This window comes from Paenibacillus xylanexedens (assembly GCF_007680605.1).
GTDB classification, from domain to species: Bacteria; Bacillota; Bacilli; order Paenibacillales; family Paenibacillaceae; genus Paenibacillus; species Paenibacillus xylanexedens_B.
In genome coordinates this window covers 1516958-1534578 of record NZ_VEIO01000001.1, presented here as the reverse complement: position 1 = coordinate 1534578, position 17621 = coordinate 1516958, and the positions used below count along the sequence as shown (strand labels likewise).

Sequence of the window (17621 nt, the reverse complement as noted above, 5' to 3'; positions counted from 1 at the left end):
AACCAACCTGAACTACTGATTATATACTTGTTTACCTCATTGACCCGAGTATGCTTCCAGCCACTGTTTTATTGTGCTTTTCCCATATTAACCAGACTTACGTCAGACAGTGTAATTGTAGTATCTTCTTGCTCGGTACCATCGATCTTACCCATATCAAACACAATTCGGCTGTTCGCATAACTCGCTTCAGTAGCTTGAAACGTAAAAGTGAACTCTTGTTCTTCCGTCGTTAGATTCATTTGGTTGCCATAGAACCCGGTCCATTTATAATTTGCAGGGACGTCAACCCATCCAATCCCAACACCCAGCTTGCGTGCTTTATCCGCATTTGCTTTGAACGTCAGTTTATAAGTGTATCCCTGCTGCATGGCAAAGCCTTCCTGGATCAATTGCCGATCCCATGCATTGGCTCCGACTTGACCTATCCGTGCCTGTAACTTCTGGTTATCCACGCTGAGGACCAAGTCTTCCGGTTTATTACTAGCCGCATACGGGAACCAGCCAGTTGTTCCTTGCGTAAAGTCACCATTTTTAATCAAATTGACATGTACAGGTTGCCCACCCATATCTGCGCCGGGATTGACCTCAAACAGCATTACATTTTGAATGGATACCACATGTTCGGCTGCTGGCTCCAACGAATTACCCAGGCCGAAGTTTAACAAACCTGCCTCATCGGCAGAATCTCCCATTGTGAAGGTATAGACATATGGCTGTTTTGTTGTTGTCAGTTCAGCTGCCTGATCCAAATACTTTACATCATCACTTCCCGTTTGAGACACAACCACTTGCATTGGTTTCGGTACTGTAGCCGAAGCATCAAAACTTAAACGATACGTTTTCCCTGCTTCAAGCGCTAGCTGTCCTTGCTGTAATATAACATCCCACCAATTCTGGGTTGTACCAGGTACAGTTAAGCTAATACCTTGGTCGTTACTATATGTCGCCGTAGTGACACTAGCAGGCACCATCCAATCCGATGTTGCTGTACTCAGCTCGCCATTCTTTACTATACTCCGTGAGATGTCCAGCCATCGTGTGTTGTACTCGTTCCCTTCAAAATTCACGTAATACGTTGTTCCTGCTTTCAAAGATACCGACGGGAAATATACCGTTTTATATGTTTGCCAGCCGCCGGTATCTCCTAACGTAAGATTAGAACTTGCAACGGTATGGCCTTCTTCATCTTTGACTGTAAAACGTACCTTTGCATCAGCTTTTGCACTTGCTATCCGTGTGGAGAATGCATATGCACCTTCATTCGCTGCAGTAATTTTGAATTGAAGTAGATCCCCTTCATCCATGTAACTAACATGCTCGCCGCCTTCATCGGAATTCTCAAGCTGTAATCCCTGCATCACGTAAGCATCTGCGGCAGGAATATGATTATAATTCTGAATCGCTACCGGTTTTCCACGTTTCGTCAGCCGCACATTATCGACATAAACCTTGCCAGTAGCCCCGCCGAATAAAAGCTTTAATGTAGATGTTGCTGTGACTTCACCTTCTCCAATCACAATTTCACCAGTGTATGTTTTCATATCAGACCCAATCTGAATCTGCTGGCCTTGATTAACTTGCACGTTATGGCCCTCCTCGGTAGATAAACCGATATCCATAACGCCGGTCGTATCTGCCTTGGCATCAAACGAGAACCCGTAGGTCGTATTACCTTCCAGCTTCATACCAGGCTGAACAACAGCTACCTGCTCAGGTTGACCATTCGTTTTCTTCACATCAACAACAAGCTGTCTCTCCATGATCGGGAATTTCAAGAAGTTATTGACGGATACTTGCGCTTCAGCATCGGACTGCATTTCAATGTTCCAGAAGCCGAGCCGTTGCTTCCCTTGATCAAAGGTACCATTGAATACGTAATTGCCATCCGGGAGTGCTTTTCGTTCCACCGGGAGTGGATCAGCCTCCCCAATCTCAGTCAATCTCACGTTGGTTACCGAAACTTCGCCTTCGTTTAATCCCAGATTAAATTCGAAGCGTGCATTGTTGTCGGAACCATTACGCATATTGAATTCGTATTCATACGGTTGCCACTCCGTTGTGACTGAAAATGCTTTTTCTTCAGAGTAATTCGTCCAGCTTTTTTCAAACTGAGTTACTTTGGAGCGAATAACCCGGTTTGCAGAAGCTTTTGCATCGAACTCGACTTTATACTTTTTGTCTTTCTTGATATACATCGGCATTTGAGTTAGCTGAACCGAATATGTTTCCGTTCCTGCCTTGGATATCGTTACTTTAGCAGCTTTGCCTTTCACCTGATCATCGACAACTTCAACCTTGCCCTCTCCGCCAGCATTTGTAATGAACTTCCAGTCCTCAGGAACACCATTTGCATCTGCATCTTTGCTGAAGCGTTCATTGTAAATCTGGTTACCGTCCGCTTGCGGTTCGCGCTGTTTCTCAGGCTCAATCGGACTGGAAGTAACGTCAGGCCATTGATCCATATTTTTATACGAATACACGCGTACAAAATCAACATTCATCTTCTCGGAAACAAAATCATTGTCCGGTGAGCCCGGCCAGTCTCCGCCAACCGCAAGGTTGAGAATGAGATAGAACGGGCGATCAAACGGTGCAGGGAACGTGTAGCTTTCCGGCTGTCCTGCCGCCGTTGTCTGCCAGTTGTTAATCTGATGATGCAACGTGCCATCCACATAGAATCGGATCATGCCTGGCAACCATTCCACTTGAAAATCATGATATTCATCGGCAAAGGATTCACCTTGCGGCAATGTAAATTTGCCCTGATCATGTCCGTGAGAGCCGTCTGGTTTCTTTGAATCGTAATGGATTGTACTGTAGATTTCGTGATCTTTGTTTTGGCCGCCGATCAACTCCATGATGTCAATCTCACCGGAGGCAGGCCATCCTCCATAATGCGCTTCATCCGTGGGCATCATCCAGATTGCCGGCCACATGCCCTGCTGGATGGGAAGTTTGGCTCTCACAACCACTTTTCCGTACGTCCAGTCGCCCTTCTCTTTCGTAATCAGTTTGCCGGAAGTATAATTTTTGCTACCCTTCTGCTCCCGTTTTGCTTCAATCTGCAATACATTGCGGTTGCCATCCTTTACAATACGTGTGTTATTCGGGCTGTAATATTGCAACTCATTGTTGTACACAAGCTCCGTATCCTGAACGGTCCATTTGGAAGCATCCACGGAAGACGCATTAAATTCATCATTCCAGACCATTTCCCATTGCTCATCCGGAATCGTTGTTGCCGGAATCGGTTTTTCACCTGAAGGAGTGCCCGGAACGGATGGTGTCGTTCCTCCTGTATTGGAAGATCCGCCACCACCTGAACCAGAACCAGTGCCGCCGTTAGAAGCACCTGGTGTAGAAGCGTTTGGTTGCTCAGACTGTCCTGTCCCAGGCGTAATACTATCCTTGTATTGTCCTGGTGCAACCGCTTTCCCATTAAGTAATACGTTGCCTGCATCTACGTCCAACAGTTTGATTTTACCTTTGCCGTCAATCACCGTATGACGGGCTTTACTGTTTACTTTTAGAGTATTAATCGTACTCTCGGCAGACAACTCGACAGTAGCCTTTTGTTCAATAAACATGTTTTCAATTTGAGTTGTCCCTGTCATCTTCACATGTACCGGACTTGTGCTTTTGTCTACCACAACTCGATTTAGTTTGGAGTTATGAATATCGATTGAATGGCTTCCTCCACCTTTTACAACAACACTTCCAGTTACGGTTACTCCGTCGAGTGTCACTGTACCCTCCCCAATAGCTTCTGTAAGGAGCAAGTTGCCGTTGACCGTTGTGTTTTTCAACGTCACATCGGTTGAGCGAACGATCAGATTCCCGTCTACATTGGATTCGTAGGTGCCGGGTTTGCTATGAATATCTGCTATCAACGTAGACATGATCGTAGCAGCTTCTGCTCTCGTAATATTGGATTCAGGTGTTAGTTTCCCATTGTATCCGTTTACAATTTTGTTGTTTACGAAGTAGTTCATCGCATTTCTTGCATAGTCAGCTACATCTTTTTCGTCTTTAAATGTTGAACCAGGCCCTTTATTCTCACTGCCTGTGGATAACTGAAACGCACGATCTGCCATCACGACAGCATCCTGCCGGGTAATCGGGAGCTGGGGAGACAGATGTGTTGCATCGGTACCCTGAATAATGCCAGATCCAATTGCCCGTGTGATCGCATCATAGTACCAGTCTTTATCACTAACATCTGTGTATGATGCTGCTCCTGAGCCTCCTGCGAATCCGAAAACCCGATCAAGCATCACAACAAATTCGGCACGGCTGATGCGTTCACTCGGTCTGAATGTGCCATCCGCATAACCTTTGGTCAGCGCCATATCCTGCATACGCATCACTGCTTTTTTAGCCCAATGTCCCTGCAAATCTTTGTACGGCGCCGGAAGCAGGCTTGACGCCTGCCCCTGCCCCTGCTCCGTTACCGTTTGTTGCTTCATCTGTTCTGCCCCGACTACTGCCGGAGCCGCTAGTGAAACGATCATGCTTCCTGCTACGAGACAAGCCAACCCTTTTTTCACTCATATTCCTCCCTAGAATGTGTGCTCACTTGCAGGGCAGTACTACTCTTTTACTGCCCCAATGACGATACCTTTAACGAAAAAGCGTTGCAAGAATGGATATATGACCAAAATCGGCAATGCCCCGATGAAAATCTGTGCAGCGCGAACCGTACGCTGGGAAACATTCTCCAGCATGGATGGGTCCACGTTGATTTTACTGAGGTCTTGCTGCACGATAATGGTTTGTAGCAAGGAAGCCAGCGGGTAATTTTTGACATCGGACATATAGATCATGCCGTCGAACCAAGAGTTCCACTGACCTACCATGGTAAACAAGGACAAGGTTGCAATCGCTGGCATGGACAGCGGTATATATACAAGCGCCAGCGTTTTAATGTGACCTGCTCCATCCAGATAAGCCGCTTCCTCCAGCTCTTTAGGCAGACCGCGGAAGAAGTTCATCATCAGAATGACATTCCACACGGACAGTGCGCCTGGAAGCACCAGTGCCCAGATCGTATCCATCAAACCCAGCTTTTGGATCAGAATATAACTCGGAATCAAACCTCCGCTGAACAAAATCGTAAATACAAAGAACCATGTGTAGATCGAGCGGCCTTTGAAATTGAGATCTTCCTTCGACAGCGGGAATGCGGTAAGTAACATAATCACCATACCGATCACCGTTGCAATGACTGTTCGTTTAACCGAAACTAACAAGGAATTAATGAAATTTGAATTGCCGAACGTTTTGACATAGGCATCTGTCGTAAAGCCAATCGGCCAGAAGCCGACCAGATTGGCTGAAGCCGGTGCCATGCTGCTGAACGAAACGGCCAAAATATGAATGATAGGCAGAATGCAAAGCAGTGATAATACGCCCAGAAAAATATAGTTTGCAACGCTGAATATTCGATAGCCTTTTGTTTTGTAATACAAGCCCTTTTCTCCTCTCTACTAAAACACGCGGTAATTCGCCAATTTGTAAGCCATGCGATATGAGATAACGATCAGAATGGTTGCCACGACCGATTTGAACAATCCTACAGCCGTTGCGAAACTCATTTTGCCGTTCAAGATACCAAGACGGTATACGAAGGTATCGATGATATCACCTTTGTCATAAACGAGCGGATTGTACAGGTTGAATACCTGATCGAATCCTGCATTCAAAATGTTTCCGATGGAGAGTGTCATGAGTACGATCGTAATCGGCATCAGGGCAGGAATCGTGATGTGCAACGTTTGTTTGAAACGGTTGGCGCCGTCCACCTCCGCCGCTTCGTACAGTGCAGGGTTAATACCGGACAGAGAAGCCAGGAATACAATCGTGCCGAAGCCAAACTCTTTCCATACATCACTAACAATCAGTGTTATCCGAAACCATGTTCCATCCCCCAGGAAAAAGATCGGATCTCCCCCCAGTGCAACCACCAGTTTGTTCACCATGCCGCCCTGCGGTGAAAGAATATCAAGCAATATTCCGCCCAGGATTACCCATGATAGAAAGTGCGGCAGATATACGAGTGTTTGACTAACCCTTTTAAAGGCATTTAAACGAACTTCGTTCAACAAAATCGCGAACAGAAATGGAGCAACTAACCCCGCGATAATTTTGAAAAATGCAATCACCAGTGTATTCCAGATGACCTGGCCTACATCCGGGTATAAAAATAAATACTTAAAATTATCCCAACCTACCCATTTGGATTCGGTAAATCCGAGGTACGGTTTAAAATCCTGGAAAGCAATCACAATCCCGCCCATTGGTATGTACTGAAATACAATTGCCAGCAAAACCGCTGGTACGAGCATCAAATGCAAGGACCAATTCCGTTGCATGTTCCAGCGCTGTCTTGCCTTGATGGCACGCCCCTTGCGAGGCGTTTCTAACGTATGTTCCTTCACCCCTACATCCCCCATGTTCTAAAAATTTGTATTTTACAAGTGGATATGAACTTGTATATTAAAATTATAGCAACGGTTATTAGCAATCTATATCCTAATATTGCAACAACGATAACAATATTTTAATGAGTTGAGGAGGCCCCGCATTGTTCGCTCGCCTGAATGTCTTTACCAAAATTACACTGTTGTTTGTAGCATTGCTTGTTCTGGTTTTGTTTCTGTACACCTATTCAAACCGCGAAAGTGTACGTGTGATCGAACACGAAATTCAGAACAATACCATGAATCATTTATCCACTTTTGCCGACTCTGTAGAATCCAACATTTACCAGTTATCTCTCTATGGAATGTCCATCGGACAAGATTCGAGTATTCAGGAATATCAGCGGCCGGATTACAAAGACGTACCTTATGAACGTGTCAAAGTTGGAAGTGCCATTCTCGAAAAAATGAATCTGTATAATGCAGCCAGCAAATGGCATTCGACCATTACACTTTATTTTCCAAGGTTGCAAAAAGTCATTTCCACGGATTATTATGCTTATATCCCGTATTCGGAGGATGAATTTTCCAAGCCGCTTTCAAAATCATGGGCATATAAACATAATCAATTTGAGTGGTACACAACAGATCCAACGTCAGCAATGGTCACTCCCGGGAAGTCCAGACTGATTACAAAGATCAGCTTTCCGGTTCATCATTTGATCCGTATGCTGAATCAGAACAAATTGAATAACAAAGGTGACCCTTTTATGTTTCATCCCGAGTTTGGCTTAATTAGCAACAGCAGTGGAAATGGCACATTGACTGAGATTCAGTCCAAGCTGAAAGAGATGCCTTTACAAGGGAAAGGTGGATTCACCACGACGCTTGACCGCACAGAATACTATGTGTCGTACATCCAGTCAGGAAGTCTGGGATGGTACTATGTTGACTACGTGCCTATGCAGCAAATTTTGGGCCCGATCACAAATAGCCGCAATCTTTTTTACGCTTCAATCGCCGTTCTGATTGCCATGAGTGTTGTTGTGTTGTATGTGCTGTATCGTAGTGTGCAGCTTCCTTTGCTTCAGCTCGTGAAGGGAACGAACCGTTTGTCTACTGGAGATTTTTCCGTTCGGTTACAACATTCATCTCGTAATGAATTCAGTTTATTGTTTGCACGATTTAACATCATGGCGCAGCGAATTCAGGAGTTGATTGAGAACGTATACGAAGAGCAACTCCGAAGACGTGAAGCAACGTTGAAGCAGCTACAATCGCAAATTAATCCGCACTTCCTTTACAATTGCCTCTTCTACATCAAAAATATGGCAAGGATGAAAAATGAGAAAGCCGTTGTGGCGATGGCCCTTAATTTAGGCGAGTATTATCGATACATCACCAGATCCGAGAATGATCAGGCCACCATCAAAGAAGAGTTGAACATGGTGAAAAATTACTTGGAAATCCAGGCACTCCGGCTGGAACGCATGCATTTTACCATCGACGTACCGGACGATATGTCGCATAAAACGTTACCTCGTTTAAGTTTACAACCCATCGTTGAGAACGCTATCATCCATGGCATTGAACCTCGTACCGAAGACGGTCATATCAACATAACAGGCTATCATACGGATGAAATGTGTACGATCACCGTCGAGGACAGCGGGCTGGGTATGACGGAGACTCAGATGCAAGAGTTGGTCGATAATCTGAACAAACCGCTCGATGGCAACATGGGATGCGGAACCTGGAATGTTCATCAGCGTTTGTCTTTTTTGTATGGTGAAGATGCGGGTCTAAGCTATGAACATACGTCTGGCGGAGGCGTTAAAGTAAGTATTACATGGTACAACAATATCAATGAGTAGGTGAAGTACATGTTACAAATTTTGTTAGTTGATGATGAACGTTCGGTTGTAGAAACGCTGGCGGAAACCATTCCGTGGGAAAGCTGCGGGATCGGCACTGTACACGAAGCCTTGTCAGGTGCCGTAGCACTGGAAATTATGGAGAATCATGATATTGATATCGTCATCACTGATATTCGCATGCCGGAGATGTCCGGTATTGAGTTGATCACGGCAATTCACGAAAAATGGTCACATGTGCAGACCATTTTACTCTCGGGGTTTGCCGACTTCGAATATGCCAAACAAGCGATGGCTCAGGAAAGCTTTGATTATTTGTTGAAGCCTGTAAGTGATGAGGATCTAATCGAAACCGTACAGCGGCTTGTTGACCGGATCAAGCAAAAATGGGAAGCTGCCGCCTCCTATCAACGTGCCTTACATGCATTCCAGGATAACTTGCCGTTGTTGCAATCTACAATGCTCCATGAATTGCTGACAGGCAAAACCTATTCTCCCTCCGCACTCGCGGACAAGCTGGAATTACTGAATCTGCCCTATTCGGTTGGCGAGGAACTGGGCATGCTGGTCATTCGGATGGAAGAGCATCTATCCGAGATGGCTGACAATGATCTTTCCCTGATGCAGTACGCCATTAGCAACATTATTAGCGAGGTGACGCAGCACCATTTTCATATGTGGCATACGCGGGATGTCCATGATTATCTGGTTGTGCTGGTTAGTGTCAAAAAAAGCGGCATACATAGTGTGAGCAAAGAGGAGAAACCTCAAGCGTTGCTGGAACATTATGCAGCCCAAATTCAGACAAACGTTCAGTTATATTTAAAAGGGGCTATTTCCATCGCAGTCTCTCACTGGGGCAAGTTCCCTAATGAGATTGGAGAGATTTATGAGAGTGCCGTCAGATCCATGCGGAAGCGTATGGGACATGCTCAAGGTTTGTTTATTACGGCATCAGATGATAAGGATGTACATCCCCTCCCTGCCATCCGGTCTCTGTACAAGCCACCGACCTTAATTAGCCTTCTCGAAGCCGGTCGCTTTGACGATGTGGAGCAGAAGATTGAGATCATTTTCGAGGAATTGCTCGAATCGGCGCAGCATCACGATATCGCAGAAACAACGATTGAGGTTTATCATGCTTTGGCAGGGGCCTTTGCTTACATCATCCACAAGAACGGAAAACAGATCTCTTCTGTCCTGCCTGCCGAAACGTATAAATACTTCCAGGCTCCAAGCTTTGCTACCGCCCAGCAGTTGAAAGACTGGTCGATCCGCACCCTGCATTCCATCAGTGAAGACGCAGAACAGGAGCTTAAGGACAATCACAGCACTATCGTTCGCAGTGTCAAAAGCTTTGTGGACCTGCATCTGGCTTCCGATGTTTCTTTACCGGCTATTGCCGAACATGTCCACCTGCATCCTGTGTATCTTTCCAAAGTGTATAAGGCAGAGACTGGAGAAGCGCTGACAGCTTATGTCTATCGTTTACGGATGGAAAAAGCGGCTTATTATTTAAGGTCATCAAGCGCCAAGGTATTCGAAATTGCGGAGCTTGTCGGCTACAACAACACGGCCTATTTTATTCGGGTATTTAAAAAGTTTTACGATCTGACACCGCAGGAATATAGAGAGAATCTGCCGGTTTGAAGCATAAAGGCCTTGCTGGAATGATTTCCAGCAAGGCCTTTTATTTGTACTTTTCCACCTGCTTTAGCAATTTGGTTAGAATGAAATAACGGACAAGATCATGTTACTTCGCTCGTACTTACTTGCCGCTAGTGACGGATTGGTACCACTCATTAACTTCCTTCGTATTTTGTTCTCCACCGGAAGAATTCCACTTTTCTACAAACGTATCAAAAGCATCGATCGAAGCTTTGCCATAGATGATTTGCGAGAACAGGTCCTTCTCCATTTTGGTTAAGATGTCGTTATTCATTTGCATTGACATCGTCGGCGCACCTGTGAACATCTGTTTTAATGCGATATCTTTTTGATCCTGAACAATCTTGGCCGCTTCCACCATTGCTTCCGGTACACCAGATTTAAGTTTTTTCTCGAAAGGCGTTGTTGCTTCTTCACCGTTAGCGAATTTCGCAAGCGTAGCCATGTTCAGACTCGGGATACGTGCACCATCAAACGTTAATGTGTATTTCTCAGGCGCATAACCGCCTGTCACACTAGCATCCGTTGTTACTTTGCCGTCTTTCATTGCCCAGTCATATCCTTCAGCAAAGCCGTGTTCGAATTCATCTCCTGCTTTCGGATTGGCATAGTGATCAAAGAGATAGTTTTGATATGTGAAAAAGACTTCCGGGTTCTTCATATCTTTGTTAATCAGAATTACACCGTTATCGTTCGCGGTACCGCGTCTGCCTGCCTTGCCATCAGGTCCAGATGGAATCGGGTAAGCTTTGTAGTCCGCTTCCGGATTGTTTTTCTTCACATCTTCGAGCGGCCATGACGGCATCCAGTGAGGCCCGACAACAATGCCTGCTTTACCTGCCGTAAACTCTTCTGCTGCTTTGGTTTCATCATATACCCCGGCTTCTTCTGGAATGTATCCTTTTTTCATCCAGTCAGCCAGTGTTGCCAAAGCTTGTTTTGCACCAGGATTTACAGAACCGTACTCCAGTTTGCCTTCTGCGTTCAGATTCCACTGATTTGGCATCGTGCCGTAGGCTCCGAAGACCCAACCAGCATCAGACATCCATGTGCTGAGCCAGTTTTTGAATCCGATGGTCAGACCGTAGGTATCTTTTTTACCATTGCCGTCCGGGTCTTTATTCGTAAACGTTTCCATAATGACTTCAAGATCAGCCAGCGTTTCAGGTGCTTTCAAATTGAATTTCTTCATCCAATCCTCGCGAATCCACATCACTGGATCGCTATTATAGGAGTAATCCAGAATCGGAATACCAATCCGTTTACCATCCTGCATGTACGGATACCACACGGAAGGATCTTCATTTACGGCAGCTTTCCAAGTATCACTTGCATATTGATCAAACAATTCACCAGCATCCACGAACTTGCCCGTTTCAATCAACTCGCGTGCCAGATTGAAATCGCCGCGATACGAGATAATGTCCGGCATTTCTGCATTGGAAGCCAGAGACAGGCGCAACTTCGTTTCAAACGCGTTGTTTGTGGATGGTGACACCCATTGATTTTTCAGTTCAATGCCGAGCTTGTCTTTCGCCCATTTCGTGTGTACGTTATTGTCCTGATCTTCACCAGATTTGAATTTGATTTCCGGTCCCCAAGGACGCAAATAAGTAAGCTTTACGGGTGGATCATACTTCCCGTCCTTCAATTCCAGTGCAGTACTCGGTGTGCTCGGTGCAGCTTCTTTACTTGCTCCACTGTTACATCCGCTCAGAACCGCTGTAAGCGCCAACATTCCTGCCAAAGCCAAACCGCCAATCTTTCTTTTCTTGATTGTTCTCAACTTGTGTGTCCCCCTGTATGTAGTGATGTTGTCTACAGAGTCCATCATAATGAATGAACCATATGGATGCCCATACTAATATTGCAACATTTATTGTATTAATTTAGGATATTAAAAAGTGAATACGGATGTTGCATTAGTGCAACGTCTTACTTTTGTCTTCTCTTACTTATCAGGGGGCGAACACTTCCGGGAAATCACTTTGCCAAGCACCCATGCAACCAATTAAGCAAAATGTAACGCAAGTGATCACACTGCTGTCCTCATCCGTGTCGTATTCGACAGATATATTGATGCCGGATTTGCGCCAAGCCAGATAAGGGCCACGGCCGCCAAGCCAGTCACCTTGCTCATAGATATCCGGATGCCCATATGCTTCAATCCATTCGTCAGGTGTCGCATTCATCGTCATCCCTTTGGGCAATTGTCCCGCAAACGGTTTTTTAATTCGATCGTCCGAACCCGGTGCAAGAAAATGAATCGCTCCAATGATCCACTCTTCCGCAGGGAGATCATCACGTCCGGTTAACGTATTGATCTTGGGGGAGCGGTACACATCAATACGCACAGATGCTTTAACAGACCAGAGGATGTCATCCTGAAAAGGACCGTCTGGCTTCGCTATTTTTTTCACACCGAAAGGTTCTAGTAAGGCTTGTATCTGCTTGGCATCATATGGTTGACCCAACAGTTCGATAAACTGCTCAGGTGATTGGTTGTTTTTGGTATCGTTGCTGTTACTCATGTTCATGTTTTTCCACCCTCTCTATGCGGAGTTCATTCCCACCCTTTTCCCTCATCATCTTACGTTTCGTTTGTTCTGTAAAGCATGAAAATAAACATAAAAAAAACAGAGGAATGCGGAAGGAATCCGCTCCTCTGTTTCATTCAGTTTATTGCGCTAGTTGTAAGTGCCCGTGAGCTTCTGTTAATTACTCGTATATTTCACCCAATCATATTCGGCATGCAAAGGATTAGCGCCATTATATGACCCAAGCCAGCTGTCCACGCCCGTTCCATTCCAGATATTCATCATAATTTTACCTGGTGTTTTTGGAATGTTGGTAGTAGCTGTATGTTTCAGCACACCGTCGACGTACCACTTAATGTGGCCTGGCTGCCAATCAAACGCATACGTGTGAAATCCCTGGGATGCATCGAAGCCCAGATTAACGATTTTCTCATGATTGCCAACGCCGTTCGTATAATAATTGAATTGGACTTTCGTTGTGTCTTTCCCCAGGAACTCGATATCAATCTCATCCCATTGTGTGCCATGCGCAGGACCGGTATAGGTGAAGAAAGAGGATACAATCCCTGTATTTTTAGCAGGCTTCATGCTTACTTCATACAGACCATACCCGTAAGTATTCGTTGACCGATATTCTCCACAATCAAACTTGTTGTTTGAAGGACTTGTCAGACTCAACCGCAGCTTGCCATCATTCGTAAAATTAGCATTATTCGCCCGCCATGTACAGTTGAACATGGAACCGTTGGAATACCCATCCGCCTTCTGCCAGGTACTTGCATTGTGGTACGTCAGTGGTTCCCAAAACACCCACCCAGCAAAAGCACTAACCGAAATAAATAATGAAACCACACCCGATACCATTAATGTAAACCATGTCTTCCTCTTCATCATACACCTCCATTACTGATTCCAACCGGGTAAACGAATAAATGAATGAAACTTCCTTACTCTCTTAGATTCAACATGCAATGGATCGATTCAATCATTTTATAAAGCGCTTACATTGGTTGTTGTTTCCATTTTATATCCAGTACGATGGATGAACTATAGCAAAGTTTAAAGAAATCATATTCATTTTTAAATATTGGTATCCCCCTTTACCGGGGCAAAATGCCAAAAGGCCCATCTTTAAGGAAAGGGCCTCGTTATTTATTACGTACGACTCGCAATCCCTGATCGGGACCGAGGCCATTCGCATCGAATTTTCCTGGATATGAAATCTCTTCCGTGTTTACGCTGCTGACCCAGCCGCCTCCCTTGCTGACTCTCCAAGTGTTATCCGGCGTTTCCGGATGTTTGTGCCAGTCCCAGCACCATTCTCTAACGTTACCAGACATATCATAAATGCCTAATTCATTGGCCTTCAGCTGACCGATTGGCTTGGTTTGATTCCTATTATTTTCGATTGCAGGCCAGTTCCAGTCTCCTGTTAACGGTTTTTCTCCGGCATTCATCCAGTACCATGCTACCTCGTCGGGATTATTGCTTCCGCTATAGGTGAAATTCTGGCTTTTCTGACCTCCGCTCGCCGCGTATTCCCACTCTGCTGCAGTTGGCAGACGATACCCGTTCGCATCTTCATTTATGGTTACTGTCCATTTTATATTATCATTTCCATTTTTGTTCTCGGGATCCATCGTTTCTTTATCAATGTTGTAATACGGCTTCAAATTTTCCTTAATGCTACGTGCATTGCAATATTCTATTGCATCATACCAGGTCACTCGTTCAACAGGTCGCTCATCACCTTTAAAACCAGAGGGATTGTCCCCCATAACGTCAGCCCATTGTTTCTGGGTTACTTCATATTTACCGATATAAAAGTCAGCCAGTGTGATGTCTTTGCCGCTATAGCTGGTTTTACTGCTCTTGAATGCCCCACCCTCTACCAATACAAGATCATCGCTCACAGTAGTACTGCTGCCTGTCGAACAAGCACTTAATCCAACAACAGCTGCGATGAGCAGAAATACCATCCACTTTCTCATCTGGAAGTCTCCTTTAAAACGGGAATTGAGAGCAAGACAGATCCGCAGACCTGTCTTGCTTGAGTCTAGGCTTGAAAATAAAAGAGAATGGCAATTACCAAACAGTCACGTTTGAGCTACCGCTGCTTTGATATCCTTCGGTTGCCATAACTTGATAGGACCAGCTGTTACCCAGGTACATTCCTTTGCTTGCCCACGCATTTACGTGATTCTGGAACGTAATTTGGGAGTTTACGCCGATTGGACGTTTGGATTGTCTAACACTCCAGTATTGAGGGAATGTTGAATACCCGTCAATGGATGGCTGATTGTATCTCATCGTTGTATAGATGTCGTACGTGCCTCCGTCACTAGTCACCGTGCCTTTGTAAGTTCCTGTAGGACGATATGTGCCCCAGTTATCCACTACATAATATTCAATAAGGGCATTACGGGTCCAGCCGTAGAACGTCAGATAACCATTGCCGGAAGGCGAGAATACGCCAGCATTGTAGTTAACTACACGATTAGGTGTTCCGTAAGTCCAACCTTTACCAACGACGAAATTCCCGGTATTTTGCCAAGTTACGCTGTAGTTTCCACCTGAACCGTTCACAGCATTAACGTACCCTCCGCCATCTGTCCAGTTCTGCCAGTAATCTGTAGCACCTGTAGTAGCGGCGAACACACCAAAACTCATGGAAGCTGCAAGAACAACAGTCAACAATTTTTTACCGAATTTGAACATAGGGAAAAACCTCCTGATATTTTTATTTTTTGTAATTCACTTACCTGAAGAGGCGCTGAGAAAAAAGATACAGATCATTTTTCCATACGGGCCAGTCGTGCCCTCCGCTTTCTTCATACCAAATATGAGGTACGCCATGCTGCTTCATATAGTCATGAACATCAACACTAATCTGAATCAGATTATCCTGATTCCCACAAGACACCCAGAGCAATGACAGAAGTGATGTCGCTTTAGCGGGGTCTGGAACGAGAACATCCGGCGCTTTCGTGTTCGGCGCTGCCGAAAAAGCACCGACCCATGCAAAATGATCCAAATTACGTAGTCCAATGTTTAAAGACTGCCCTCCACCCATGGACAAGCCGGCAATGGCTCTTTTGTCCCTCGTTTGAGCTACCGGATAACAGGACTCCATGTACGGGATAAGATCCTGAATGAGATCGAATTCAAATTGTTCAAATGCCCTAATTTTCTCAGGATCAAACAGGTCACCTTCTGCAAGGTCATTAGACATTGCGCGCCCGTTAGGACAAACAACAATCATTGGCTGGATGAGATGATCGGCATAGAGGTTGTCCAGGATGATGGCCGGAGAGCCATAAGTATGCCACTCCTTTTCATCCCCTCCAATTCCGTGCAGCAGATAGAGTACAGGATAGGTAAGCTCCGAAGAAAAGCCTGGCGGCGTATATACCATCGCTTTACGCACGTTGCCAACCGTCTTGGAATCATACTCTATCGTTTCAACTACGCCGCGTGTTATGTTATCACGATACTGGTCAAAACCAGCAGATGCTGAAGCTATCATTCGTCATACTCCCTTCACGGTTAGCAAAGTCCTCTAAACCTCAAATCAAGTTCCCGCTAATCAACGTAACCAAAACCCAGAATCGTGAACTGCTTGTCCTTCTGTCCAGGCGCCATGTCAATCTCAATAACATGTTCCCCCACTTCCTTGTTACTAAATAGAAGCATGGCATGGCAGTGAGTCCAGTTCACTTGGTGCGGATCCGCCTCTTTGACAAGTTCTCCATCCACTTTGATGTGGGCCGTTCCGAACTTATCACTGTCCGAGTCTTTAAAGATCAGGATGAGCCGGCTGCACCGCAAATGCAGCTCGAAACTTTTGTCATCTGCTGTTTCACCAGGAACATACATCCAGTTATTCGGAAAAAGCGGTGTACCATAATCATGATCGTCCATCTCGGTCATCTGTAGCTCTGTATCTGTGAGACAGAAGCTTCCTGATTCAATCCGGGCAATCTGTTCCCCGTTTTTCCGATCCAACAGTTTGACATTCACATAATCATTTCCAATAATCGGTATATCCGTTAATTCATCTTCTTTCTGATCGAGATTTGTACGATCTGTAACACCAAACAAATTCGCCAGTGCATCCGCCATGATCCGATGTCCCACATTGGTGGGATGATAAATATCATGGAAATACTGCTCTTTAGTTATAACGCCACCTTCATCTTTCGTCTTCTGAAATTGCTCTACAAGAGCATCCTTCATGCTCACCATAGGCAGATCATAATGAAAGCCCACGGGAGCGAGACGATCCTGAAGATTCCAATCATTTTTAAACACACTGAAAAGCAGGATGACCGTTGGTTCGTTACTTGAAGCAAGCGCTTTCAATACTAAGCTTTCGTAACAGTTTCCACGCGTCTCATCGTCAGCGTCGTTTACCGCAAACTCGATAATGACAATGTCCGGTTGCACGTTACCATCCCGGAGCACATCCCGCTCATAACGAATGACGCCAAGTTGCGAAGGCGTCCCGCCTACACCCGCCTTGATCAGCCGTACTGCATTGCTGTCCATTGAAGCGAACATTTTTTTGAAGTGTTCATAAGAGTGGTAGGCATAACTTTGGAGATGAATCGGTGCTGCACCAGCGCCATGAGTAATCGATCCCCCAATAAAAGCAATGACAACAGGTTCACCACGTCTAGCTTTTTCGATCGCTCTCTTTAATCTGACGTTGTTCCCCAAATTCAGGAGTGATCTGTCGATCATGTCAAGATAAGCCGGAGAGTTATAATCAAATTCAGCCTCAAATGATGAAACAGTAACTCCTACGGGGTCACGTGGTGCATGGGTTCCTTGATTCTCATCTACATCTCCTGAATCGCCAAGCATGTTACATCCTCACCAACCTTCCAGCAAAAATTTACACTCCGAGTATTGCCATGTGAAGAAACCTGGACTTGATTGATGTCGATATCAGGCGGTTCCTTCTCTCCGAGTGTAGCGCTTACATAATTTAACAACAACCTGATAAACTATAGGACTTGACTAAATATATCATCCATATCACCAAATGGAAATAGATGGTATAACACGCCTATAATTTTCCATGTAAACGCTTTAATTTGAGTAGTATTACGAATGAT

The 17621-nt window shown here is 45.2% G+C and carries 12 protein-coding genes; 2 read left to right on the top strand and 10 right to left on the bottom strand.

All coding sequences use genetic code 11. The annotated features are described in order from the left end of the window. Positions 1 to 68: 68 nt before the first annotated feature. Genes FS818_RS06790 through FS818_RS06780 form a run of 3 tightly spaced genes read right to left on the bottom strand, consistent with a single transcriptional unit; the run spans position 69 to position 6440 of the window. Positions 69 to 4550, bottom strand: a complete 4482-nt coding sequence (locus tag FS818_RS06790; protein WP_145330771.1) for a carbohydrate binding domain-containing protein — start codon at positions 4548 to 4550, stop codon at positions 69 to 71. Positions 4551 to 4592: 42 nt separating this feature from the next. Further along, positions 4593 to 5471: a carbohydrate ABC transporter permease gene (locus tag FS818_RS06785; RefSeq protein WP_123063459.1), complete on the bottom strand. Its 879-nt coding sequence runs from the start codon at positions 5469 to 5471 to the stop codon at positions 4593 to 4595. Positions 5472 to 5489: 18 nt separating this feature from the next. Then, positions 5490 to 6440, bottom strand: coding sequence for an ABC transporter permease (locus tag FS818_RS06780; RefSeq protein WP_397351720.1), 951 nt, complete (start codon positions 6438 to 6440; stop codon positions 5490 to 5492). A 146-nt stretch (positions 6441 to 6586) separates the two neighbouring features. Here FS818_RS06780 and FS818_RS06775 point away from each other — a divergent pair, with 146 nt between their 5' ends. Together FS818_RS06775 and FS818_RS06770 are read left to right on the top strand one after the other, a co-directional pair. Beyond that, on the top strand, positions 6587 to 8296 hold the full coding sequence (locus FS818_RS06775) for a sensor histidine kinase (protein ID WP_145330768.1): 1710 nt from the start codon (positions 6587 to 6589) through the stop codon (positions 8294 to 8296). 21 nt (positions 8297 to 8317) lie between these two features. After that, the gene (locus FS818_RS06770; protein ID WP_260989799.1) at positions 8318 to 9946 is read left to right on the top strand and encodes a response regulator; all 1629 of its coding nucleotides are present in this window, start codon (positions 8318 to 8320) and stop codon (positions 9944 to 9946) included. Positions 9947 to 10064: 118 nt separating this feature from the next. On the opposite strand, the gene FS818_RS06765 is transcribed toward FS818_RS06770, so the two are convergent. The 7 genes from FS818_RS06765 to FS818_RS06735 all read right to left on the bottom strand — a co-directional run bounded on the left by FS818_RS06765 (position 10065) and on the right by FS818_RS06735 (position 17367). Continuing rightward, complete coding sequence (locus FS818_RS06765; protein ID WP_397351762.1) at positions 10065 to 11702, bottom strand: extracellular solute-binding protein; 1638 nt, start codon at positions 11700 to 11702, stop codon at positions 10065 to 10067. A gap of 220 nt (positions 11703 to 11922) precedes the next feature. Continuing rightward, positions 11923 to 12495, bottom strand: a complete 573-nt coding sequence (locus FS818_RS06760) for a hypothetical protein (protein WP_145330762.1) — start codon at positions 12493 to 12495, stop codon at positions 11923 to 11925. A 183-nt stretch (positions 12496 to 12678) separates the two neighbouring features. After that, positions 12679 to 13392 (bottom strand): beta-glucanase, encoded by a 714-nt coding sequence (bglS, locus tag FS818_RS06755; RefSeq protein WP_145330760.1) that lies wholly within the window; start codon positions 13390 to 13392, stop codon positions 12679 to 12681. A gap of 257 nt (positions 13393 to 13649) precedes the next feature. Next, complete coding sequence (locus FS818_RS06750) at positions 13650 to 14492, bottom strand: formylglycine-generating enzyme family protein (protein ID WP_145330758.1); 843 nt, start codon at positions 14490 to 14492, stop codon at positions 13650 to 13652. A gap of 94 nt (positions 14493 to 14586) precedes the next feature. Beyond that, a complete protein-coding gene (locus FS818_RS06745; protein ID WP_145330756.1) occupies positions 14587 to 15219 on the bottom strand; it encodes a glycoside hydrolase family 11 protein in 633 nt (210 codons plus the stop codon). A gap of 40 nt (positions 15220 to 15259) precedes the next feature. After that, positions 15260 to 16027, bottom strand: coding sequence for an alpha/beta hydrolase (locus tag FS818_RS06740; protein WP_145330754.1), 768 nt, complete (start codon positions 16025 to 16027; stop codon positions 15260 to 15262). A 56-nt stretch (positions 16028 to 16083) separates the two neighbouring features. Beyond that, positions 16084 to 17367 (bottom strand): SGNH/GDSL hydrolase family protein, encoded by a 1284-nt coding sequence (locus FS818_RS06735; RefSeq protein ID WP_145330752.1) that lies wholly within the window; start codon positions 17365 to 17367, stop codon positions 16084 to 16086. Positions 17368 to 17621 lie beyond the last annotated feature (254 nt).

Excerpts from the sequence above, each read along its gene's own strand:
- FS818_RS06740 (WP_145330754.1), bottom strand. The coding sequence starts at position 16,027 with ATGATAGCTTCAGCATCTGCTGGTTTTGACCAGTATCGTGATAACATA.
- FS818_RS06735 (WP_145330752.1), bottom strand. The coding sequence starts at position 17,367 with ATGCTTGGCGATTCAGGAGATGTAGATGAGAATCAAGGAACCCATGCA.
- FS818_RS06760 (WP_145330762.1), bottom strand. The coding sequence starts at position 12,495 with ATGAGTAACAGCAACGATACCAAAAACAACCAATCACCTGAGCAGTTT.
- FS818_RS06745 (WP_145330756.1), bottom strand. The coding sequence starts at position 15,219 with ATGTTCAAATTCGGTAAAAAATTGTTGACTGTTGTTCTTGCAGCTTCC.
- FS818_RS06765 (WP_397351762.1), bottom strand. The coding sequence starts at position 11,702 with ATGTTGGCGCTTACAGCGGTTCTGAGCGGATGTAACAGTGGAGCAAGT.
- bglS (WP_145330760.1), bottom strand. The coding sequence starts at position 13,392 with ATGAAGAGGAAGACATGGTTTACATTAATGGTATCGGGTGTGGTTTCA.
- FS818_RS06750 (WP_145330758.1), bottom strand. The coding sequence starts at position 14,492 with ATGAGAAAGTGGATGGTATTTCTGCTCATCGCAGCTGTTGTTGGATTA.